Origin of the sequence: Coleofasciculus sp. FACHB-542 (assembly GCF_014695825.1) — a bacterium.
Lineage (GTDB): Bacteria > Cyanobacteriota > Cyanobacteriia > Cyanobacteriales > FACHB-T130 > FACHB-T130.
In genome coordinates this window covers 25,140-47,036 of the sequence record NZ_JACJPB010000029.1, presented here as the reverse complement: position 1 = coordinate 47,036, position 21,897 = coordinate 25,140, and the positions used below count along the sequence as shown (strand labels likewise).

17 protein-coding genes are annotated in these 21,897 nt (G+C 47.4%); 8 read left to right on the top strand and 9 right to left on the bottom strand.

All coding sequences use genetic code 11. The features are described from left to right. The first annotated feature begins 685 nt into the window (after window positions 1-685). Window positions 686-901, top strand: a complete 216-nt coding sequence (locus H6F52_RS10125) for an NAD(P)H-quinone oxidoreductase subunit O (protein WP_190411028.1) — start codon at window positions 686-688, stop codon at window positions 899-901. Between the two features lie 518 nt (window positions 902-1,419). Further along, window positions 1,420-3,414, top strand: coding sequence for a right-handed parallel beta-helix repeat-containing protein (locus H6F52_RS10120; protein ID WP_190534253.1), 1,995 nt, complete (start codon window positions 1,420-1,422; stop codon window positions 3,412-3,414). A gap of 303 nt (window positions 3,415-3,717) precedes the next feature. On the opposite strand, the gene H6F52_RS10115 is transcribed toward H6F52_RS10120, so the two are convergent. Further along, window positions 3,718-3,840 carry a photosystem II protein Y gene (locus H6F52_RS10115; RefSeq protein ID WP_190430290.1) on the bottom strand — a complete coding sequence of 41 codons (123 nt, stop codon included), beginning with the start codon at window positions 3,838-3,840 and terminating at the stop codon, window positions 3,718-3,720. A gap of 120 nt (window positions 3,841-3,960) precedes the next feature. After that, window positions 3,961-4,515, bottom strand: coding sequence for a gamma carbonic anhydrase family protein (locus H6F52_RS10110; RefSeq protein WP_190534250.1), 555 nt, complete (start codon window positions 4,513-4,515; stop codon window positions 3,961-3,963). A 126-nt stretch (window positions 4,516-4,641) separates the two neighbouring features. Here H6F52_RS10110 and H6F52_RS10105 point away from each other — a divergent pair, with 126 nt between their 5' ends. From H6F52_RS10105 to H6F52_RS10080, 6 genes are all read left to right on the top strand, one after another. Beyond that, entirely contained in the window at window positions 4,642-5,151 is a 510-nt protein-coding gene (locus tag H6F52_RS10105) for a TIGR02652 family protein (protein ID WP_190411032.1), read from the top strand. Between the two features lie 136 nt (window positions 5,152-5,287). Then, window positions 5,288-5,740 (top strand): VOC family protein, encoded by a 453-nt coding sequence (locus H6F52_RS10100; RefSeq protein WP_190430292.1) that lies wholly within the window; start codon window positions 5,288-5,290, stop codon window positions 5,738-5,740. A 304-nt stretch (window positions 5,741-6,044) separates the two neighbouring features. Then, window positions 6,045-6,800 carry an energy-coupling factor ABC transporter permease gene (locus H6F52_RS10095; protein ID WP_190434947.1) on the top strand — a complete coding sequence of 252 codons (756 nt, stop codon included), beginning with the start codon at window positions 6,045-6,047 and terminating at the stop codon, window positions 6,798-6,800. 43 nt (window positions 6,801-6,843) lie between these two features. Next, window positions 6,844-7,233 (top strand): PDGLE domain-containing protein, encoded by a 390-nt coding sequence (locus tag H6F52_RS10090; protein ID WP_190411035.1) that lies wholly within the window; start codon window positions 6,844-6,846, stop codon window positions 7,231-7,233. Window positions 7,234-7,252: 19 nt separating this feature from the next. After that, window positions 7,253-8,026, top strand: a complete 774-nt coding sequence (gene cbiQ / locus H6F52_RS10085; RefSeq protein ID WP_190534248.1) for a cobalt ECF transporter T component CbiQ — start codon at window positions 7,253-7,255, stop codon at window positions 8,024-8,026. Window positions 8,027-8,044: 18 nt separating this feature from the next. Beyond that, window positions 8,045-8,830: an ATP-binding cassette domain-containing protein gene (locus H6F52_RS10080; RefSeq protein WP_190434952.1), complete on the top strand. Its 786-nt coding sequence runs from the start codon at window positions 8,045-8,047 to the stop codon at window positions 8,828-8,830. Window positions 8,831-8,914: 84 nt separating this feature from the next. Here H6F52_RS10080 and H6F52_RS10075 read toward each other — a convergent pair whose 3' ends face one another. The 7 genes from H6F52_RS10075 to H6F52_RS26070 all read right to left on the bottom strand — a co-directional run bounded on the left by H6F52_RS10075 (window position 8,915) and on the right by H6F52_RS26070 (window position 21,620). Next, window positions 8,915-11,392 carry a CHAT domain-containing protein gene (locus H6F52_RS10075; RefSeq protein WP_347276203.1) on the bottom strand — a complete coding sequence of 826 codons (2,478 nt, stop codon included), beginning with the start codon at window positions 11,390-11,392 and terminating at the stop codon, window positions 8,915-8,917. A gap of 332 nt (window positions 11,393-11,724) precedes the next feature. Continuing rightward, window positions 11,725-13,497: a ShlB/FhaC/HecB family hemolysin secretion/activation protein gene (locus H6F52_RS10070; protein ID WP_190534241.1), complete on the bottom strand. Its 1,773-nt coding sequence runs from the start codon at window positions 13,495-13,497 to the stop codon at window positions 11,725-11,727. Next, entirely contained in the window at window positions 13,487-15,889 is a 2,403-nt protein-coding gene (locus H6F52_RS10065) for a filamentous hemagglutinin N-terminal domain-containing protein (RefSeq protein ID WP_190534238.1), read from the bottom strand. Before H6F52_RS10065 ends, H6F52_RS10070 begins: the two co-directional genes overlap by 11 nt. A 150-nt stretch (window positions 15,890-16,039) precedes the next feature. Beyond that, window positions 16,040-18,673, bottom strand: a complete 2,634-nt coding sequence (locus H6F52_RS10060) for an S-layer family protein (RefSeq protein WP_190534235.1) — start codon at window positions 18,671-18,673, stop codon at window positions 16,040-16,042. 160 nt (window positions 18,674-18,833) lie between these two features. Next, the gene (locus tag H6F52_RS26080; protein WP_190534232.1) at window positions 18,834-19,361 is read right to left on the bottom strand and encodes a hypothetical protein; all 528 of its coding nucleotides are present in this window, start codon (window positions 19,359-19,361) and stop codon (window positions 18,834-18,836) included. A 586-nt stretch (window positions 19,362-19,947) separates the two neighbouring features. Then, window positions 19,948-20,505, bottom strand: a complete 558-nt coding sequence (locus H6F52_RS26075; protein ID WP_190534229.1) for a calcium-binding protein — start codon at window positions 20,503-20,505, stop codon at window positions 19,948-19,950. A 578-nt stretch (window positions 20,506-21,083) separates the two neighbouring features. Next, window positions 21,084-21,620 carry a calcium-binding protein gene (locus tag H6F52_RS26070; protein WP_190534226.1) on the bottom strand — a complete coding sequence of 179 codons (537 nt, stop codon included), beginning with the start codon at window positions 21,618-21,620 and terminating at the stop codon, window positions 21,084-21,086. Between the last annotated feature and the right edge of the window lie 277 nt (window positions 21,621-21,897).

The following is a 21,897-nucleotide window of genomic DNA, read 5'->3' as shown; positions in this document are numbered from 1 at the left end:
AACAAGTCTTTGAGCCGCTCCCATTGGTCATCGCGCAGGGCATACCGTCGTGTCATTGCTCAGCCTTTTCTTCTCTCTGTTGCTCTAGCTTATCTAATTGATGACACGCCCTAGCAAAATGCGGGACTTCAGTTTTAATGGCTTATTCACCGAGTTACTCCTTTCCTGGCGACTAGCTGCTAATTGCCTGTTTGAGTGTTATTGATTACTGAGATAATCCAAGATAACTTGGTTCAGTTTAAAATAAAATAATTAGTTAGAAAAACTTTTAATCTTGCAAACCAAATGTACTTCTATATTTAGTATTAGTATATTTATTAACTTAGCTCATTTTATTTCGATTAGTGCAAAAATTCTCAATGATTTACGAAACTAGCTTCGGGGTGTTATTGAACCACAAGCCGCAAAGAGCAAATAGACGTCCGCGTTCGTGAACTGGCTTTGAAAGAGCGAGCGTTTAGACGATGTTTGAAAAGTATCAAAAGTTGATATTATCTGTTTATCCCGCCTTAGAAAGGGGATAATTCAGCTCAAATTCCTTCTTTTCAAGGGGGATCTCCACCATCTAAGCGTCTCAATTAGGACTTTTTCAGGCATCCTCTAAGTAAATTTGCTTTCAGATGATTTTCCCGCCCTCATAGAAACTAAAATAGTGATGAACTAGACACAAGGGCAGAACAAAAATATGGCAGTCAAAAGTGGCGATTTGGTTCGTGCTGTGCGAGAAAAATTAGAAAACAGTGTGGAAGCGCAAGCTAGCGACTCGCGCTTCCCTTCCTACATATTTGAAACCAAGGGTGAAGTTGTACAATTGCGGGGTGACTACGCACTCGTCAAATTTGGTCAGGTGCCAGCACCAAATGTCTGGTTACGTGCCGATCAGCTAGAACCCTTTAAGTAAACTCAACGGGTAGCTGCAACCTTGTAGCGAGACGAACCTCTAAGTAAGGTTTTAGCTTAGGGAGAGCCGACTTCCGTGGGCGGGTTGAAAATGTCCCTGTTGACAGATGACGTGCTGTACAGGCAGTTATCACCCGCCCTTACCCTCAACGCTAACAATTCGCTAATGATTGCAATAGAGCGGTTTTCTAAGAGCAACACCGCTTCGCTACCGCGTCCACCAACTTTCAATGAGCGAGAAAAACCCTTCAGTAAATTCTCGTTCCGGAGACGCTGAAGTTTTTTGATCGTCCGAATTTTTACGGATTTCAGTAAAGCTCCAGAGGGCTATGATGTACCGCATACTAGGCTCTATTCTGAATCGTTTATTTAAGCACTTTTAGTAGCCGATTATCGGGAGAAAGGAGATTGGTTCAGCTTGCTTTTTTCTGGCTTTTGACCTAAGTTTTTAGCCGAAAATTAATACAATTTTCGGCTAAAAATACCTTAAATTATTAAACCATATATGGTATTTCCACAATGAATTATTTAAATAAAAACTTTCGTATTGCTGGGAAGTTATTTTCAATTTTTGTTACAGTATTCTGCCTAGTTTTGATAAGTAGCAAAGTAAACTTACCTGGTTCAGTCTCTGCACAAGACTCAAAAGTTTACTATGTATCGCCCTCTGGCGCAGATTCTAATTCAGGAACTTTGTCTAAACCCTTTCAAAATATTCAAAAGTGTGCCAGTGTAGCGACGGCTGGATATACCTGTTTGATTCAAGGCGGGATTTATCGAGAAACTGTTATCCCCGCTAATTCTGGAACTGCGGGAAAACCCATTATTTTTAAAGCTTATCAAAACGAACAAGTAACAATTAGCGGTGCAGATCCGATCTCTAATTGGACTCTGCACAATCACCCCAGCGGAAAAGTCTACAAAGCAACAATGAACTGGGATTTAGGTGAAGGGAATAACCAGGTTTTTGTAAATGATGAAATGATGGTCGAGGCTAGATGGCCTAATATTAACAAAAACCCAGCACAAATTACCAGTAAAGACAAAGCGATCGCTGATGGTGGTTCAATTAGCAACCCAAATGCTGCTGACAATTCACGAGTCAGCGGCACAATTTTAGATGAAGCTTTAAGTGACTTTCCTACTAGTTTTTGGAATAACGCCAAAGTCAATCACGTTCCTGGTCCAAATTGGGCACCCCATACCAGCACGATTACCAGTCACACCCCTAAAACTATTAATTTTAGCGACTATCAATATTATGCAAACTCTCTAGGCTATGCTCCAAAAGCGGGTAATTACTACTATATTTGGGGTAAGTATGAAGCTTTGGATGCACCGAAAGAATGGTTTAGAGATACTTCGGGAAATTTATATTTATGGACGATAGATGGAAGCAATCCTGCAAGCAAACGTGTAGAAGTAAAAAAAAGGCAATGGGCATTTGAGATTAATAGTAAATCTAATATAAGCATAGAAAATATCAATATTTTCGCGGCAGGCATTCACTCAAATAATAGTTCTAATATTTCAATTAATCAAGTCAAGCTTTTGTATGGTTCTAATTTTGCAGTAATTCCCCATCTTTGGTATGACCAAGGAGCGCCAGCTATTTTATTGGGAGGAAATAATAACGAAGTAAAAAATAGCGAAATTAGGTATGCGGCAGGAGCGGGAATTAGAATCGAAGGCAATTCGAGTAAAATTACTAATTCTATTATCCACGATACAAATTACTCCGGGACTAGCAGCGCCATCCATATTAAAGGCGCAGGCAATGCAATTATGTACAACACTCTATTTGATTTAGGAACTCCAGGCGCGATCAATATCAATGAATTGACGCAGGGCAAGGTGATGTACAACGAAGCATTTAATATGGGGCGGCAAAATAGCGACGGAGGTACGGTGCAGGCATGGGGACATGATGGCAAAGGGACTGAGATTGCCTATAATAAAATTCACGATAGTCAAGCAGAATACAACCCCAGTTTGCATTATTTTGGCAGCATGGGAATTTATTTAGACGGCAACAGTTCTAACTATGTAGTGCATCACAATGTTCTGTGGAATATTCCCAAGCATGGGATTGCGATTAACAGTCACGGCACTCCCTGTCTAAATACAAATAGGCAAGTGTATAACAACACTGTAGATGGAGAGATTTGGTGGGAACCGTCTCGATCTAATATGAAAGGTACTATCCTCAAAAATAATATTGCTAAAGAATTTAAAGATACCCAGTCCGCAGGGGGGATGACAGTGGAAAACAATATTGTCATGGAAAAAGATGCGGCAGGTCAAATCACTGTTCCCGATGTACAGTTTGTAAATAGAAGCAACCACGACTATCAACTCACTGCTACTTCTGCGGCTGTAGATAAAGGTGCGGTCATTTCTCCTTACACCAATGGATTTGTAGGGAAGCAACCAGATATTGGCGCTTTTGAATACAATAAGAAACCGTGGACCGCTGGTGCCGCGATCGCTCAAGAAGATTTGTCTCTGAAATAACATTCTCCGCACTGATAGGGCGGATATTCTTCGTTCAACGATTCGGCTTGCCAATCTCCTGTTCGCGAAGCGGCGCGTCAGCGGAGCATTCGGAGCTAAAATCCCTCGGAACCTCAACCCCCAGCCCCTCGACCTCCACGGAGAGGGGAGAATAGAATATTGAAACCCTCCAAGAAGAGCGGGGAGGGGCAGGGGTAGGGTTAGGTGGTACTCCTTGTCCAGTCTTCTCCACCAAGAACCCCCTCGATCCTCTCAGACTAAGGGGAACAAGGGGGTTACTGCTAATTACTTGTATCGTCTCGTTCAGGATCTGTTGAGAAAACCCTGAATTTGTTTCAGAGCATACGGAAGAATATTAAACCCTGCCCAGCCTGCTGCTGCGACAATTGGCAGCAAAACGATTAACACGCGCCAGTCAAACTCCATTGAAGTTTCCTCTCTTATTGCTTAAAGATTTTTGAACAATTCTCATATTTTATTTTTAGGCATCGGGGGACAGTTTGATACATCCCTTGACTTATCCGAACTCCCCAACTGTCCCAGACATCAATGGGGCGTCGTAAATCCCAGATCCGTCCCCTTGCCTGCATGAACCAAAGCCAACTTCTCGTAGCGCCTTGCGTGTTCGATCAGTTCTGCCGTCTCAGCCTCAGAAAGTTCGCGCACCCGCTTGGCAGGCATCCCCACCATCAGCGACAAAGGGGGCACGTCCTTCGTCACCACACAGCCAGCACCGATAAGACTTCCAGCCCCCACGCGCACGCCATCTAGCACCACTGCGCCGATGCCAATCAGGCAACCGCGTTCAATATGAGCCGAATGAATCACAGCGCGATGCCCGATGGTTACATGATCTTCCACAATGGTTGGCTTGCCGGGATCGCCGTGCAAAATCGCACCATCCTGAATATTTGTCCGTTCTCCAATTTCAATGCGTTCTACATCTCCTCGCACCACAGCCCCAAACCAGATGCTGACCCCTGCACCAATCTTTACCCAACCCATGACAACGGCATTCGGGGCGACAAAGGCAGCTAAGGAGAGATCGGGGCTAGGCCAATAGGAATTATCGGAACCGAGGGACGGGTTTAAACTACTCACAAGATGCGCTCAGTGACTCCACAAAATAACCACACTCTTTATGGTGAGGGCGAAGCTTCACCTACACAGATATAATAAAGCCACTGGCACCGTTGGACAGATACATAGAATGCCGATACACACTCCATGATGAATCCAGGCTTACAGTACCCGATCTTTGGGCCGGAGATTCACTGCCCCCATTGCCGCCAAACGATTCCGGCCTTGACGCTAACGGATACTTATCTGTGTCCGCGTCATGGTGCCTTTGAGGCAGATCCGAAGACTGGTGAACTGATTCACTTACAGTCTGGGCGTCACTGGCGTCGGTGGAGTGATGAATGGTACCGGCAGCACACCCATCCGGATGGGATTCGGTTTGAGATTCACGAAGCCCTAGACCGACTGTATACTCAAGGCTACCGAGCGACGCGAGTCATTATTGCCAGTCGTTATCGGGAGTTAATTAGTGCTTATCTGGAACGCAGTACCCCTTGGCGGGGGCAGTCAGATCCGCCGAAACCCAGGCTGTACGGATTGCCGGTGGAATTTAGCCCGGAACCGGAAGAAGAACCCTGCTGGGAAGTGATTAATTTCGATTTGGAAAAAGAACCGGGTATCCCTGTGAGATATCCTTATTTTCGGTTGTTTGAATAATTTCGTTCGTGATTAGTCATTTGTGATTAGTCATTGGTCATTTGTGATTAGTTATTGTCAATTGGGTAAAGACTGGCAGACGATCGCGAAAGACTAAACACTAAGGGCTAAAGACTGATCGCAAAGGACAAAAATCATGCATCATGTTTCGATCCGCACCGCAAATATTCATCGCGCGATCGCTTTCTACGAACATCTGGGATTTACTGTCTGCGAACGCTTCACCGCCGGGATCACCCTTGCCTGCTGGATGGAGGGTAGTCTCGGACGCATTGAATTAATCCAGATTCCGCAACCGAAACCCGCCCCTGACGCTTTTGGAGATGAGCATTACGTCGGGTACTACCATTTGTCTTTTGATATCACCGATACCGCATCTGATTTGCCGAGTTGGTTAAATTCTTTAAAAGAACGCTTTGATGAGGCAGCACAGACTTCTCCAGAGCAGTTTTTTCCCCTGAAGGTACTTTTAGAGCCAACGCAGCAAATGATCGGCTCAAGCGTCTACGAAGTCGCTTTCATTGCCGATACCGACGGCTTACCCCTGGAATTTATCCGCGTTTTGAGCAGCAGCGGCTCGGCAAATTAAGTGTTATTAATTGGGGAAATGATGTTGCAGGGGCTACCCTACAACATCATTTTTTGATTTCGCAATGTCCTGACGCGCAGATGCGATCGCTTATACACCTTGCGATCGCAGATTTTCTGAATCTCAGTCTTAGAGAGGAGGAGTATTCCTTCAAATTATGCCAAAAGTAACAGATTTCTTCACCATACAATGATTAACTTAAAAATCCTCAATGCCCCCCTATCGCATTGCTTTTTTTGAAAAATTTATGTTTTATTAGAGGGTTGGATTTATTAAATAATCTGGCAGTAAAGGACAATTTTTAATGATAATTACAGCCCCGCTCCCTAGTATTGTCTCCTCTGGCTTACTGCACTGGATAATACAGCCGCAGTTAGCCTTGCACATTCCAGATGGCTTCTTGAGCTTGCCCGTTAGCCTCGTGACATGGGTACTCGCCATCGGACTGATTGCACTCGCTCTAAATCGAGTGCAGGCTGACTACCAGGAACGGGCAGTCCCGCTGATGGGTGTGTGTGGAGCCTTTATTTTTGCCGCCCAAATGATTAATTTCCCAATTCCAGGGGGCACCTCCGGGCACCTGCTGGGTGGGACGCTCGCGGGAGTTTTACTTGGCCCGTGGGCGGGATCGCTCGTCATGGTGGCAGTCTTCATCGTCCAGGCAGTCTTGTTTCAAGATGGTGGACTGACTGTGCTAGGAGCCAACATCACCAATATGGGACTCATTGGCACCTTTGCGGGTTACTACCTCTACAAAACAATTCGCTTTGCCTTAGGACGGGATAACTGGCGGGGAATGTTAGTGGGTACGGCAATTGCAGCTTGGGCAAGCGTGTTTATTGCCTCAATTTTGACAGCAGTACAACTAGCTTTGTCCGGAACAGTGCCCTTTGGGGTAGCCGTAGGGGCAATGGCATTTTGGCACGTCCTAATCGGCATTGGAGAATCACTGATTACCGTCGTAGCAGTGAGTTATGTATGGCGATCGCGTCCCGATCTGTTGTTCGATCCACCCCGCCGAGCTGTTTCCACTGCATCTCGTTCGCTGTCACAGCGTTAAGCACTGCGTGCATCTAGTTATATAGGAAAGGGATTAAACGTTTATGAGTAGCAACCTCTCACGGGAACGCAACCGGGCTTTTGTCATCACTGGATTGGGTGTTGCCCTGCTGATTGCAATTTTTTTGTCTCCATTCGCTAGCTCAGATCCAGACGGATTAGACCGAGTTTCTCAGGATCTAAAGTTTGAGGATAAAGCAGCCGAAGAAGCACCCGCCCAAAAACTCCCCTTTTACGCTGTTTTTGAAGAATATGCCCTCAGAGGCGTACCAGAAGGACTCGCCACACCCTTAGCCGGTTTGATTGGAACCTTAACAACATTTGGTTTGGCTTGGGGCATCGGCAAGCTGGTGGTTCGCAATTCTGTTTCATCTTCCTCAGACTATGAAGTCCCCTCGTCCTCAGATAATCCAGATGGCCCCCTGGATAGCTAAGAACTAAAGCGTAAAGCGAATGCTGCTGCACATTATTGCCGTTCAACTAGATGCTGATAGCGATCGCAAAACTCCCTGGCACTCATTAGCATCCCGGACTCGAATCCTGTGTACGCTACTCCTTGTATTTGCGATCGCCCTGACGCCAAACGGACGCTGGTGGACTTGGGCAATCTATGGGTTAGGCGTGCTAGGCGTTGTTCTCCTGAGTCGGGTGACATGGAGCATCCTGCTGAAGCGAATCGCCGTTGAGTTTGCTTTTATTGGCGTTGTACTGCTAGGCACTTTGTTTCGGGACGGCGGCGAGGTGTTGTGGTCTTGGGGAGTGCTACGGATTACTACCGTCGGGCTGATGGTTTTGGGTAGCGTGACCCTCAAAGCGCTACTTTCGCTGATGATGCTAAATGTGCTGACTTTAACTACTTCGGTTGCAGCGCTCCTGAATGGATTAGTCGCCTTGCGAACCCCACCCCTATTGGTGGCGATTCTAGCATCCATGTATCGCTACATTAGCGTCCTGATTGGGGAAGTTAACGCCATGCGTCGGGCAGCAGCCTCTCGCAACTTGATGGGCAGTAACCACTGGCAACGCCAGGTGATTGGCAACATGATGGGAACGCTATTTATCCGTACCTATGAGCGGGGGGAGCGGGTTTATCAGGCAATGCTGTCGCGGGGTTATCAAGGGCTACCGCCCGTCGAGAAGGTGCCGTCGGGCGGACACCGAGACATTGTGGCTTTAACCTTAACCGTAATTTTGGCACTGCTGGGACAAGTGGTTTATTTATTCTAAAAATTTTTAATTTTTGCTATGCACCATAATCCAATATTTATCGAAAATCTTAGCTATATCTACCCTGATGGAACTCATGCACTCAGGGGAATTAATTTATCGATTAAAGCAACTGAACGGGTGGCATTAATTGGAGCCAATGGTTCGGGAAAGTCCACTTTGCAGTTACATCTGAATGGGATTCTCTTACCCGAAGCGGGAGAAATCATCATTGGAGAATGGCCTGTCAGAAAGGAGAATTTGCAAAAAATTCGGAATTTTGTGGGGCTGGTATTTCAGAATCCAGATAATCAGTTATTTATGCCCACAGTTTGGGAAGATGTTGCCTTTGGTCCGATGAATCAAGGCTTGCGAGACAAGGAACTTACCGCACGAGTGCTTCAGGCGATGGCAGCGGTGGATATCGATCCAGAACGCTATGGACAGAGGAATACAGATAATTTATCTGGAGGCGAAAAGAAGCGGATTGCGATCGCAGGCGTGCTGGCAATGAACCCCCAAGTGTTGGTATTTGACGAACCCTCGGCTCAGCTAGATCCCCGTTCTCGTCGCCAGTTGATCGAGTTGTTAAAAAGCTTGCCGCTGACGCAACTGATTGCCACCCACGACTTAGATTTAGCCTTGGAGTTATGCGATCGCACGGTAGTCTTGAGTCAGGGTCAGGTCGTCTACGATGGTGCAACTGAGCAGGTGATGAGCGATCCTGACTTCTTAGTTCAGCACTCTCTAGAGTCGCCCCTCTGCTACAGTCGCCCTTACTGCCAGCTTGAAGATGCGCCGGTTAAAAAGCGCGTTCTTGTTTGAAATTTAATACTTTTCGGTGAATTACCGATAGTTCCCCACTGCATTCAAACGAGATATTGCTATAGATTTGAAATCTTCCCGCAACTATAGCCAATTCCCCACTAGCACGTAGGGTGCCCAGTAACGGGGATGCTGGTATCGCGGATTCTGCAACAGAGACAGCTGGGCAAACCGGAGTGCTTCCGCTTTCGTCTCCTTGGTATTGGTTAACTCTTGATAAAACTGACTCATCAGAAGGGCGCTACTCTCATCGTCCAGCGACCATAGAGACGCGAGGGTACTCCGCGCCCCAGCGCGTACCGCAACCCCAGCCAGTCCTAAAGCCGCCCGTTTGTCCCCAGTAGCGGTTTGGCAAGCACTGAGGACGAGTAATTCGATCGCAGTTGGTCGGTTCGTATCTCTAATTCGGAGTAAATTATCCAACTGAGTGACATTAATCCGATTATCCCAAGTTAGAATAAATGTCTCCTCAGCTTTAGAACTGAATTGACCGTGAGTGGCAAGATGTACGACTGGAAAGGAAACCGCATTCATTTCTTTTTGGAAAGCGGTACTGGTAAATTCCTGATTGAGCAGTACCGTAGTGGGCACTACAGATTTAATCTGATTTAATTCCAGGGTTACATTGTTGAGCGCAGCAAACCCTTGGCGAGATTCAGTAATTCCGGCAGTTAAAGCTTTGATTTTTCCCCGTTCTAAAGATTTGGGGCCGAGTAACTGCAACCCTGGAGTTAATGCAACGCCATACTTTTGGACAAGGTATTGTTGACCGTCGTAGAGTGCAGCCATCGGGATATTTCGCAAGGAACCATCTAGGACAAATACCAAAGTTTTAATGTTGCTCGCGAGATCCTGCGATGCAGGTAAAATCAACCAATCATAGACTTGCTTAGATAAAGCTTGAGTTTCTCGCAGCGTGTACGGTTTGGTCAGTTGCTTTCGCAATTCTCCGACAATTCTTTCTACTTCACTCTGGCTGATAGCAGTTTTGTAGTGGCGTAGCGGTTGTTGAGGTAACTTGAGAATGACTTCTAATCGGTCTGCCAAAATAATCGGATAGATGACTGCGGCGGTCGGATCGTCTTTATCGATGACTTGGTCGATTTGGACTGTTTTGCCTTGCAAACAAGCGGTGCGAAAGAAATTATCGAGTTCGGCGAGTTGTAGAGATTCAATCGTGTTACGGGCTAGTTTGAGATTGTCTTGACTTGGCTGTGAAGTTCCCTCTGTTTGCAATAGCAACTCGACCAGTTGCCGATAGATAGGCTCGACTTCCTCTCGAAAAGAAAACTGAACGTCAGGATTAATGGTGACTAAATCGCTGCGGAGAGATTGGAGAATATTCACCGCTTCCGTGTAAGCAGCGATCGCATCTTTGGTTTTTCCCTGCGCTTTCAATAAGCGTCCTAATTGCCATTGCCAGCGATAGGAAATATCTGAGGCGTTAATTGATTGGGCGAGAAGTAACGCTTGCCGAGTCAAGTCTTGGGCATTCTGCAATTGCTGAGTTTGTTCGTATAGTCCGCCGAGATGTCCCAGCGCATAAGCTTCTGCCCGGATATCTTGGATACTTTTGGCTTGTTGAACTGCATTCGCTAACACCTGACCGATTTCTGTCCAGGAGGAAGTATTTGCAGTGTCAGCTTGTTTGAGTCGCGTCAAACTTTGGGCAAAATTAATCTTGGCATAAACAGCCGTTCGACTGGGGGGTAAATTCGCAATTTCCGCTTGCATTTGGGAACCCAACGCCTTGGCAGCGCTCAATTGCTTCGTTTCCACCAACAAGCTCAATTGATTGAGTTTGGCTTGGTTGCGGGTCATTGGGGAAGGGGCAGTTGATTCGGCTTGTTGATAAAACTTTAAAGCTGCTTCCGTATCCTGTTGCGATCGCGCGGTATTTCCTAAACCCAGGAACGCTGCACTAATGTCTGGGCGAGACTTGAGTTGCTGGGCGACATCCAAACTTTGCTGCAAAACCTGCCGGGACTTCTCTAAATCGCCAACGACGCGGAGGGTGTTACCGAAAGAACTGAGCGCGATCGCTTTCATCGGATTGGGTTGATTCGCCAGCGTCTCCTCTACCTGAGTCAATGCCTTCGCAGCTTGACGATAACGCCCTAAAGATTGCAGCGCTAAGCTTTGGTTAATTAAGCTACCCGTAATTCCCGCCTTGTCTCCTGCTTGCGTATAAATAGCCGCCGCTTGTTCCCAAGTCGTTAAAGCTTGTTCCGCTTGTCCGAGTGCCAATTGCAGCTGCCCTTGGATGTTGAAAGCTTGGGCGAGAACGGGCAAGTGGTCTTTGTTGGGATTTCTCGCTTCTAATAGTTTCAGACTGTTTGCGATCGCTTCCGTTGCCTCCGTCCACTGTCCGAGTTGTTGGTAAGCTAAGGACAGGAAGCTCAAAGTAGAAGCTTGATTGAGGATATCTCCTTGGGCTTGAAAAGTGTTTGCCGCTTGTTGCCAAATCCTTACCGCCTCAACAAACTGTCCAGTTTCATAAAATTCACGTCCCTGTTCCACTTGAGTTGCATTGGAACTTAGTTCGGTAGCATCTAATGCCACCTCTCCTGCCCCCCTTAAAAAGGGGGGTAAGGGGGGATCGAGACTCTTTGGGGCAGAGGTTTCCCTTGAATTGAGGAAACCTAACCCCCTAACCCCCTTCCCTCGTAGGGAAGGGGGAAGAATTCTTCTCCCCTCTTCTGCTCCCCTTAAAAAGGGGGGTAAGGGGAGAGCGAGACTCTTTGGGGCAGAGGTTTCCCTGGAAGGTAACGCCTGACGAGGTAGGGACACAGCACTGCCGTGCCCGTACTGACTTGCCAACAGCAGCGAATGAGAGTGTACCTTTTGACCCCAAGAAAGCAAAAGGGTCAAAGTTAATCCGAAAAGCCCGTACTTTAGAAAAGATTGTACTGCACGGAAAAGTACAGACCGTTTTCTTGCCATGTTCTTTCCCTCGAAGAGAGATTCACTAAAGGAATTCCCCAGTCCAGGCGGGCGCTGAAGCGTGGTGATTGCCGCCACTGCAATCCTAACCCAACCGATAAAAGTCTATTGGGTTCAGGATCTTCTGTGCCCGAACTGTTCCAGGCGGTGCCAAAATCGACGAACGGAATGATTTGGAGAACGCCCTGCACTTGGGGGACGCGCAGCACTGGGTACTGAAGTTCTGCACTTAGCAAGACGCCGTTATCCGTCAGCAGAGCATCCTGACGATAACCCCGAATGCTTTCTAAGCCGCCTAAACCAAATTGTTCTAAAGGGACTAGCGTTCTATCTGCTAGTTGCACGTTGCCACGCACCAATAGCAACGTTTCTGGGGCGAGGAGGCGTACCCACTGGGCTTGCCCTTGCCATGAATAAAAGCGACTATCGGGACCAGATTCGTTGAGAGTTGCATCAAAGGCACCGAGTCCGATATTAAATTGCGATCGCAAGGCAATGACTTGGCGAGTCCCGGTTTGCGTCCATTCCTGAAACAATCGTAATGCTGATATCCGGGTGCGTCCCTCGTCATCAGCGCCCGCCGACAGGGGAAACGGAATCTCTAGCAAAGAAGTTTCGCTCTCCCTCCGAGATGCTGTTAAACCGACGGTGAATTGTTGGGTGGGGGTTTGAACAATTGGCTGGCGCAGCGTCAATTCATAGTAGCGCGAGGCGGCATAAATATCGAGTCGGTCGAAGGGTGGCTCAATCACATCGCTGGATGTGGTGCCGTAGCTGACGCTGAACGTGCCATTGTAAGGATTAATCGGCAGTGTGTAAGAAGTATCGAAGCTATCGCTGCCATCCGTATTGCTGTAGGCAAGGCTTAAACCATCTCCCAAACCGAATAAATTCGCTTCATTCACTTGCAATCGGCGTCGGAAGCTGCCCACACTGGGAGAACGACCGTTATCGATGCCGATTTGGGTGCTAAAGGTCTTCGCCTCTGTTATCCGAACCTCCAGCAAACTGAATCCCGGACGGGTTCCAGCAGAGAGTTCCGCGGATAAATTGGCAATCAGCGGATTGAGTTGCAGCAGTTGTAATGCTTCTAAGAGACGCTCTCGATTGAGCGGCTTTGAGGTGGCGACAGCCAAACGCGATCGCACGTAGTTGGAATTTAACCGTCGCGTGCCGCTAATTTTAATGTCTTCTAAGCCGCCTTCGACGACCTGAATGGTGACGACGCCTCCCTGAATCGTTTGGTTGGCGGGAATCAGGGCACCTGACGTAATATACCCTTGGTTGACGTAAAACTCGGTGACAGCAGTTCGAGCTTGCAGCAGTTCGGCAAAAGAAATTGGTCGATTGGTAAACGGCTTGGTAATTTCCGCTAGCTTTTCGGAACTGAAAGCTGTATTGCCGATGAATTCAAACTTTTCCACCGTAATGTTGCCAGGAACCGTCTCCCCCGGTGTCTCCTCGTCTGGGGAAGGCTGGGTGGGGGACTGGAGTAAGTCTTCTGGCGGCGGTAGTGGCGCAGGCGTTTCCGGGGACGGAAGCGGCGAAGGGGAGGGAGGTAGCGGTTGAATGATGTCTTGTGGCGGAGGGAGTTGAGGAACTTGAGCCGAGTCAATCGTTTCCGGAAGCGATTGCGCTGCTTGCGCCGTCAAGCAGATACTCAGTATGGCTAAACTTAGCCGAAGCAACAATAAGCGATCGCCCCCAGAAAGATTACGGCACATAGCACTTAGCGGTTGTTAGCCCGGAATGAAGAGAGGAGTACGGAACAGCAGCGGTGAGAACAACTTCGCCTTTATCGTTTTTCACCCAACCTTGTGCTTCTACCGGCTCTTTTGTCAAGTTTGACTGTATGGCAACATCCTTTTGGGAGTGAGTGGAAGCTGGTGCAACCTGACGCCAATCTGTCCAAACGGCACTGCTGCTTCGGGTTTCGCTAGGATTGTCCGGCAACCCTCCGCTTCCCGTCACGGTGAAAGAACTCGCGACGTTGCTGCCACTCGCCGGACAAGTTTGTGCTATCAATCCAGAAGCATCGACCAATTCGGCTGGTAAAGTCGCTAACCCGCGACTGGGATCGACATCCAAAGTATTAATTTGTACGGTACCATCGACTCCAAATTCCGAACTCGCCGTGATGTCACTTTGGGAGGTTGGGCGCGATCGCAACTGGCTACCAAAGATACCAGAAGTGGAGATGTTGATATTCCCTCCCCGACCTTGGAAGGCATTGGCGGTAATATCGCTATTTTCAGTCGGGACAGCGACGATGAATTTGGCATTGATGTCCAGATTCCCGCCATCTCCACCTGCTTTTGCAGTGCCTGCGGTGGTGGAAAGGTTACTATTGCGGCGCAGCAATAATAAGTCTTGCACTCGCAATCGAATATTCCCGCCGTCACCGGATACAGTTTGGGCGTTGAGGGTCGCCCCATTGTCTAGCAGGATAGAGCCAGAGTCAATTTCGAGTTCGCCAGCTTTTCCTAACCCTTGACTGCCCACAGAGATTTGTCCCCGATCCCGAACCGTTAACCACTGAGTTTTAACCGTCAGACTTCCCCCATCTCCGGTCGAAAATGCCGGAAGATTACTGCTATCGGAGGGGGAACCATCTCCGTCTCGGATGACATCGGCGGGGTTGCCGGTGCCAGCAAATAATCTGCTGCGAAGCTTTCCATTCCCTGAAGTCCCAATCAGTTCTACCAACTCAGAGGCATTCACCTCCACATTTCCCCCGAAACCTGCCCCAAAAGTAGCCGCAGAGACTTCTGCCCCATTTCGGATCGTCAATTTCCGAGTGGTAATCGTTAAGTTTCCAGCTTTCCCATTGCCTCTAGAAGTTTGAACCGACAATCCACTGGGACGGCGATCGCTCGGTGCGGTGCCACTCAGTTCCACCCGATCGGTGGCATAGACGTTGATACTTCCTCCCTGCCCCGTTCCGGAACCACTCGCTGATATCCGCGCCCCATCCCGAACTAGCAATTGCCGGGTCGTAATTGTCACGTTTCCCGCATCTCCCCCTGCATCTTTAACATCACTGGCGAGTTTGCTGGGTTTTTGACCATCCGCTGAGGTGCCGATCAGTTCTACCGAATCAGAGACATTGATGTCGATAATCCCTCCTTTCCCCTTGCCGGTGGTTGTTGCAGATACCTGAGAACCCCCTTGAACGATCAGCCGCACAGCTTGGATAAAAATTCCTTGTCCATTTCGATTCCCCAGGGTATTTGCAGACACTTTTGATTCATCGCTGAATGTCACCTGTCTGCCGGAAAGCTGGATCGCCCCGCTACCTTGACCATTGACATCAATTACGGCTTGATTCGTGAGGGATATATCTGCATGGACGACGCTATCTAGAAATTTCAAGCGCCAACGATTGCCTTCGACATTCAGCTTTACGGTTCCTGGTTCTGCGACTCCTGCCAACTCGACTCGACCACTCCGCGCTTGTAAAAGCCCGCCCTTCCAACTCACATCACCGCCTAATAACAACAAAGTCTGATTTTCTGCGACTTTCAGGGTGCTAGCAGAACCCACGATTGGTTTCGGCAGTTGTGAAGAGATGAACCCACTCGGATCGCCAACCATCGTCAGTAAGCTACTCGCTCCTTCTGGATTGGTGGCGCTAAACTGACTACCATCCGCCCACACCAAAGCATCCAGCGTGGTGGCAACAAAAGAGCCTCTGGTGGTGCTGCCGACATTGAGTTGAGCCTTTGACCCGAAGTGAATGCCACTGGGATTGATCAAGAAGAAGTTGACCGGCTGATCGGTAAAAATTGAGCCGTTAATCAAGGAGGGAGAACCCCCTGTAACGCGGGACAGAATATTCTGGATATTGGCGGCGCTGCTAAAACCCGCTACCTCGCCTGCGTTGAGGCTAAATTTTCCAAAGCTGTGGAACAGATTACTGCCGACGGTTTGACCCGCTGATTGAGGAATAACGTAATTAGGACCCGTTAAGGTTTTTACCAAGCCGAGGCTGCCATCAAGGGTGATATTTTGGGCGATCGCGCGATCGCTCCCAGCGGCGATCGTACCCAGCGCGATCGCGCTTCTTATCCAACAAGGGTGGCAATGCAGCGATCGAAGCACTCTGCGAATTAACACGCTTGGCTAGCATTACCTTGACGGTAAGGTTTCCGTATATTCACGCAATAGCCTAACACAGCCTACCCATTTAGATGCTCACGTTTAACCTTTTTCCATAAAAGTTGAACTAACTTGCTAACACTGAATCATCAAGACGCGATCGCAATATTAGCGAGGACACTGGGACGCTAACGCTAAACTCTTAGGGGAAGAAGAAACAGCAGCCATCAGCACGACTTCACCTTGATGATTTCTCCCCCATCCAGTCGCTTCCACGAAAGGTATCGCCGGGGAATGAGCCTGAGATTCGGCAACCGCAGTTGAGCGAGGGAAAGCTTTTGCAGCGTGCGAGATCCGATTTGGACGGCTTGTTTGAGAAATTCGCCAATCTGTCCAAACGACGCTGCTGCTTCGGGTTTCGCTGGGATTGTCCGGCAATCCACCGCGCCCAGTCAAGATTAATTCACTTTGTGCAAGCCCCCCACCAGTCGGACAAGTTTGTGCCACCAATCCAGACGCATCAACCAACTCCGCGGGTAAAGTCGCTAACCCGCGACTGGGATCGACATCCAAGGTATTGATATTGACTGCGCCATTTACACCAAATTCCGAACTCGCCGTGATATCACTTTCTGGCGTGAGGCGGGGGCGAAACTGGGTGCCAAAGATGCCAGAGGTTGTGATATTGATATTCCCTCCCCGACCTTCAAAGGCATTCGCAGTAATATCGCTATTTTCTTCAGGGACGGCGACAATGAATTTGGCATTGATGTCCATATTGCCGCCGTTTCCACCTGCCTTATCGGTGCCTGCGGTGGTGGAAATGCTACTACCGTGGCGCAACTGCAATAAATCCTGCACCTGTAGGGTAATATTGCCGCCATTTCCCGATTTGGTTGTTGCAGTCAGGGCGGCTTGGTTGTCTAAAAGAATTGAACCTGCCTCGATTTCTAGATTGCCTGCATTTCCCGTCCCTTGGCTGCTGACATTGACTTGAGCGCCATCTTGGACAATTAACTGCCCCGTGGTAATTTTTAAGTCTCCCGCAGTTCCAGCCCCTGATGTTTGAGTCAGCAAGCTGCTGGCTTGCCCCTGAGCCGATATTCCTACCAACTGCACAGACTTCTTAGCGGTGATGGTCAATTTTCCTCCCTGACCCTCCCCTAAAGTTCCCGCCGATACCAGCGCTCCATTCTGGACAGTCAACTGTCCCGTTTCAACCGTCAAGTCTCCCGCGGCGGCGCTACCTGTTGTCCCCACCAACAAGCCGCTTCTAAACTGACTATTTGCTGACGTTCCAATGAGTTGTATCGAATCTGCGGTGACGCTCACCGTTCCGCCTTTACCTGTCGCGCCGCCAAAAGTAGAAGCAGAAACCTGTCCCCCATCCTGAGCAATCAACTGTCCGGTTTTCACGGTCAAGTCTCCAGCAGCTCCGGAGCCGCCTTGAGTTGCTGCAAACAAACCGCTAGGATTTCCTTTTGCGGAGGTGCCAATCAATTGTACGGACTGTTGTGCGGTAACATTCAATTTTCCGCCCTGACCTGCTGCATCAATCGTAGAAACTGAGACCTGCGCCCCATCTTTGAGAGTTAGCCGATCAGTTTTCAGCGTTAAGTTTCCGGCGGCTCCAGCACCTTCAGTTTGAGTAAACAAGCCGCTAACATCTACCCCATCTGCTGAAGTACCAATCAATTCCACAAACTTTGCAGCAGATACGCTTAACGTTCCCCCCTGACCCGTGCTAAAAGTAACACTTCCTATCTGCGACCCATCTTTGACAATCAACTGCCCAGTTTCAATTGTTACGTCTCCAGCCGCGCCATCTCCGATAGTCTGCGTTAACAAGCGGCTTCCGGCTAAGAGTTCGAGGGACTCCTGTGCGGTTACGGTAATCGTCCCCCCTAGATTTGACCCGATGGTGTTCGCCTCAATTTTTGAGCCATCGGTGAGCGTAATCCGCTTGCCGGAAAGCTGGATAGCACCGCTGCCCTCACCACTGGTATCAAGGACCGCTTTTTCTGTTAAAGAAATATCTGCTAGTTGCACCCCTGCCGGAAAATTCAAATGCAGATTGTTCCCATCAACATTTAGCCCTACAGTTGCTGCTTGCGCCACTCCTCCCAACTCGACGCTACCGCCGGGAGCTTTTAACTGCCCTGCTTGCAACTCTATATCCCCACCCACTAACAACAAACTCCGACCATCAGGAACTTGTAAACCTATCTCAGAAGATTGAATAACAATCGGCTGAGGGGCAATTTGATTAAATAAAAAAGCCGAAGGATTGACCGTTAGAACTGGGGGAACATTCGGCGCAGAAGCACTGAAAAAACCCTGAGTGTCAAACGCAATTGCATTCGCTGTCGTCGCTACAAACGAACCACCGATATCCAGAGAAGCCTTTGAGCCAAAGAGAATCCCATTGGGGTTAATTAAAAATAGATTGGCATCGCCAATTACCCCCAGCGTCCCCAAAATCTCGCAACGGCTCCCTCCTGTCACCCGACTCAGTATGTTTTTAATCGCTGGAGGAGGAAGAAAATAGGCGGCTCCAATTTCTCCAATATCGAATTGTTTAAAACTATGAAACAAGTTGGAATCCCGTGTTGCACCGCTAAAGATAAATTCAACCGGAATGCCAGGAGCAACAGGTACCACTACAGAACTTTCCGTTCCTAAGGTTTCATCGGGTACGATTTGGGCACATACGCGACTGACTTTGAAAAGCGCCCCTACTATCGCCAACGAGCATACCAGACCCAACTGCAAAGTCTGTTGGAGCCAGCGTTTAGGGTTCACGGGATTTGTCTCCATTCAGGTAAGTGAAGAACTGAGTTGGGTATTTTACTGCAACAAAGCTTGTAAGATGTCTAGAAAGTTTTCGCTTCTTCCTAACACACCTTAAAAAGAAGAATTGAGCGTTAAACACTCCCTAATTTACCCAAATTTACAATAGCGCCTATTCTATGAAGCTCAAGTTCAAATTTGACTCGAATTGAGTTGCAAAAGTTACGCGATCGCTCACCAAACTACTAAAGTCAATATTTGCAGTTTGGCTGACTAAATTGCTATTTGCTAAAGCGAATCTAACCAGAGGTGGCACAATAAGGATTGCACCTAAAATATGTTTAAAGTGGGCAGGAACGTTAGGAGTAGCAGGCACATAACTTTTGATGCCATCCTGAAATAGATTGAAGTCTTTAATAATGTCAAAACCATCAGCACTCTGGACATAATAGCCAACTCCCATCTGTATGCCCCAGCCAATAACGTTGGTAAATACAAAAATATCGCTGCCAGCACCGCCTGTGAGAGTGTCAAAGCCAGCACCTCCAACTAAGGTATCATTGCCAGCGCCACCAATGAGATCGTCAATGCCATTGCCTCCATAGAGGTCATCTTTTCCTTCAAAACCAGTAATGGTGTCATTTTCTACACCCCCCTTTAAATTCGGGTCATTTCCAGAAGTACCGTTGATAATTGCCATGTTAATTCCTCTTTATTAATGTTTTTGTTGTTAGCTTAGTGTTAAAAAACACAAGGCTAACCATCTGCTTTTGTGGAAAATTACTCAGTTAAAAACTCTATTCGCTGTGCAGCCGCTAAATGCGAGATTAGTTGTATAGCAATTCAAGGTTTGGATGCGATACATCTGTAGAGATATGACATTGCCATATTCCTACCAAGGCGGCGAAAACGTCAGCACCGCGATACATTCCCCCCGGCTGAAAAACACTATAAAATTCATTCAAGCTTCTCCAACCAAGCGTATTTTCAGTGCATTGAGTGACAATTTGCTACTGGAATTGGACTAATGGCAGAGAACTGATTGAAACTAATCTCTTAATTGGCAAGTTTTTAACCCTTACTTTATAAGGTTAACTATTTTGTGAGCTTGTTACCAGTCACTTATTTTGGTAAAATATATTTGTGGTAGCTCATTTAAATGTTATTCAGTTAGGTAACACTTAGATAATACAATTTAATTTTATTGCTCGGATTTATCTGAGCGCTAGAACAGTGACAGACAAGCATTTTGCCTGGGTCATATCTAGCGCTTAAAGTTCGGAAATTTAAAACAGCAGCGATTGTGTAAAAATCGGGTTAAATCCCGACTCAAATTGATTTACATAACTTATGCGATCGCTCAAAAAATCACCAGTGTCAAGCGCTGGAAATGTACTGACTGTGCCTCTATTTTTCAAAGCGCCAAGAACCTCAGGTGGAGGCATGATGGGTGCGCCTGTAACGTGTTTCAACTTGTCAGGAGGGCTATCACTACCAGGCGGCACCTTAGGAGCAGGAACATATTCTTTGATAGCATCCTGAGCTGGATTGAAGTCTTTAATGATGTCATAACCATCAGCACTCTGAACGTAGTAACCAACGCCTGGGATAGCTCCATGTGAACTAACTCCTTTAAATACAAAGATATCACCCCCAAGATCGCCCGTAAGAATGTCAAAGCCAGCACCTCCAACTAAGGTGTCATTGCCTTCTCCTCCGTTGAGGGTATCCATGCCATTGCCGCCATAGAGGTTATCGTTTCCGGCAAAACCATTGATGGTGTCATTTTCTGTGCCTCCCTTCAAATTAGGGTCGTTTCCAGGAGTGCCGTTGATAAGTGCCATGTTAATTCCTCTTTACTAAGGTTTTTGCTGGTAGTTTAGTGTTAAAAAATCAAAAACTAAACGTCCGCTTTCGGGAAAATTTACTCAGTGAAAAACTCTATTCACTGTGCAGCCACTAAAGATTAGTTGTATAGCAATTCTCGCTTGGGTGCGATACATTCTGTAGGGACATGGCATTGCCATCTCCCTACCAAGGTGGGGGAAACGTCAGAACTGCAATATATTCCACCCAACTGAGAAACGCTATAAAATTCTTTCACCCTTCTCCAAAAAAGAGTATTTTCAGTGCATTAAGTGACTTGCTCTTGGAATTGGACTAAGGGCATATAACTGATTGAAACTAATCTCTTGAGCCACAAATTTTCGACTTTTACTTTATAAGTCTAACTGTTTTCAAAACTTGTTGTTAGTCGCTTGTTTTGGCAAAACATATTTGTGGTAGCTCGTTTAAGTGTCACTCAATTAGGTGACACTCAACTGAGAGAATTCAAGCTTATCTGGCACATTTATCTGAGCGCTAGAACAGTGACAGCGAAGCAGTTTTACTCGGTCATATCTAGCGCTCAAAGTTCGGGAATTTAAAACAGTAACGATTGTGTGAGAATCGGGTTAAATCCCGACTCAAATTGAGTTACGTAACTTATGCGATCGCTCAAAAAACTACTAATGTCAAGTGTTGGGAATGTGCTGACAAAACCGCTATTTTTCAGAGCGCCAAGAACCTCCCCTGGAGGCAGGATGGGTGGGCCTGCAACGTGTTTAAAATGGGGAGGAATACCAGGCTCAGAAACAAATGCTTTGATAGCATCCTGAGCTGGATTGAAGTCTGTAATGATGTCATAACCATCAGCACTCTGAACGTAGTAAACACCTCCTGGGTTAACTCCCTGTGAAACATAGCCTTTAAATACAAAAATATCAGCGCCAGGACCGCCCGTGAGAGTGTCAAAGCCAGCACCTCCAACTAAGGTATCATTGCCTTCTCCTGCGTTGAGGGTATCTATGCCACTGCTGCCATAAAGGTTATCGTTTCCGGCAAAACCATTGATAGTGTCATTTTCTGCGCCTCCCGTCAAATTCGGGTCGTTTCCCAAAGTGCCGTTGATAAGTGCCATATTAATTAGTCCTTGAAAAAATTAGTGGTTTGGCTGTGATTTTAGTGTTGAAATATACAACACTGAAGTTTCCTACTTTTTTAGGAACACACTTATCTACAAACCGAATTTTTAGCTTCCGGATTCTTTAGTATTTTTGGGACAAAAGTGAAATTTAGTTATGTAAGTAGGGCTGAAGCTGACAGCATCGATTGATAGGAATCTTGTTTTAAGGTGAGCTAGCCCTTCAGATACCCGGCTTCTCTCTTGAAGTCGGGTATCTCGCCTTCACGAATCA

Coding starts and splice junctions, on each gene's coding strand:
- H6F52_RS10125 (WP_190411028.1), top strand. CDS start 686: ATGGCAGTCAAAAGTGGCGATTTGGTTCGTGCTGTGCGAGAAAAATTA.
- H6F52_RS10120 (WP_190534253.1), top strand. CDS start 1,420: ATGAATTATTTAAATAAAAACTTTCGTATTGCTGGGAAGTTATTTTCA.
- H6F52_RS10115 (WP_190430290.1), bottom strand. CDS start 3,840: ATGGAGTTTGACTGGCGCGTGTTAATCGTTTTGCTGCCAATTGTCGCA.
- H6F52_RS10105 (WP_190411032.1), top strand. CDS start 4,642: ATGATGAATCCAGGCTTACAGTACCCGATCTTTGGGCCGGAGATTCAC.
- H6F52_RS10100 (WP_190430292.1), top strand. CDS start 5,288: ATGCATCATGTTTCGATCCGCACCGCAAATATTCATCGCGCGATCGCT.
- H6F52_RS10095 (WP_190434947.1), top strand. CDS start 6,045: ATGATAATTACAGCCCCGCTCCCTAGTATTGTCTCCTCTGGCTTACTG.
- H6F52_RS10090 (WP_190411035.1), top strand. CDS start 6,844: ATGAGTAGCAACCTCTCACGGGAACGCAACCGGGCTTTTGTCATCACT.
- cbiQ (WP_190534248.1), top strand. CDS start 7,253: ATGCTGCTGCACATTATTGCCGTTCAACTAGATGCTGATAGCGATCGC.
- H6F52_RS10080 (WP_190434952.1), top strand. CDS start 8,045: ATGCACCATAATCCAATATTTATCGAAAATCTTAGCTATATCTACCCT.
- H6F52_RS10070 (WP_190534241.1), bottom strand. CDS start 13,497: ATGTGCCGTAATCTTTCTGGGGGCGATCGCTTATTGTTGCTTCGGCTA.
- H6F52_RS26080 (WP_190534232.1), bottom strand. CDS start 19,361: ATGGCAATTATCAACGGTACTTCTGGAAATGACCCGAATTTAAAGGGG.
- H6F52_RS26075 (WP_190534229.1), bottom strand. CDS start 20,505: ATGGCACTTATCAACGGCACTCCTGGAAACGACCCTAATTTGAAGGGA.
- H6F52_RS26070 (WP_190534226.1), bottom strand. CDS start 21,620: ATGGCACTTATCAACGGCACTTTGGGAAACGACCCGAATTTGACGGGA.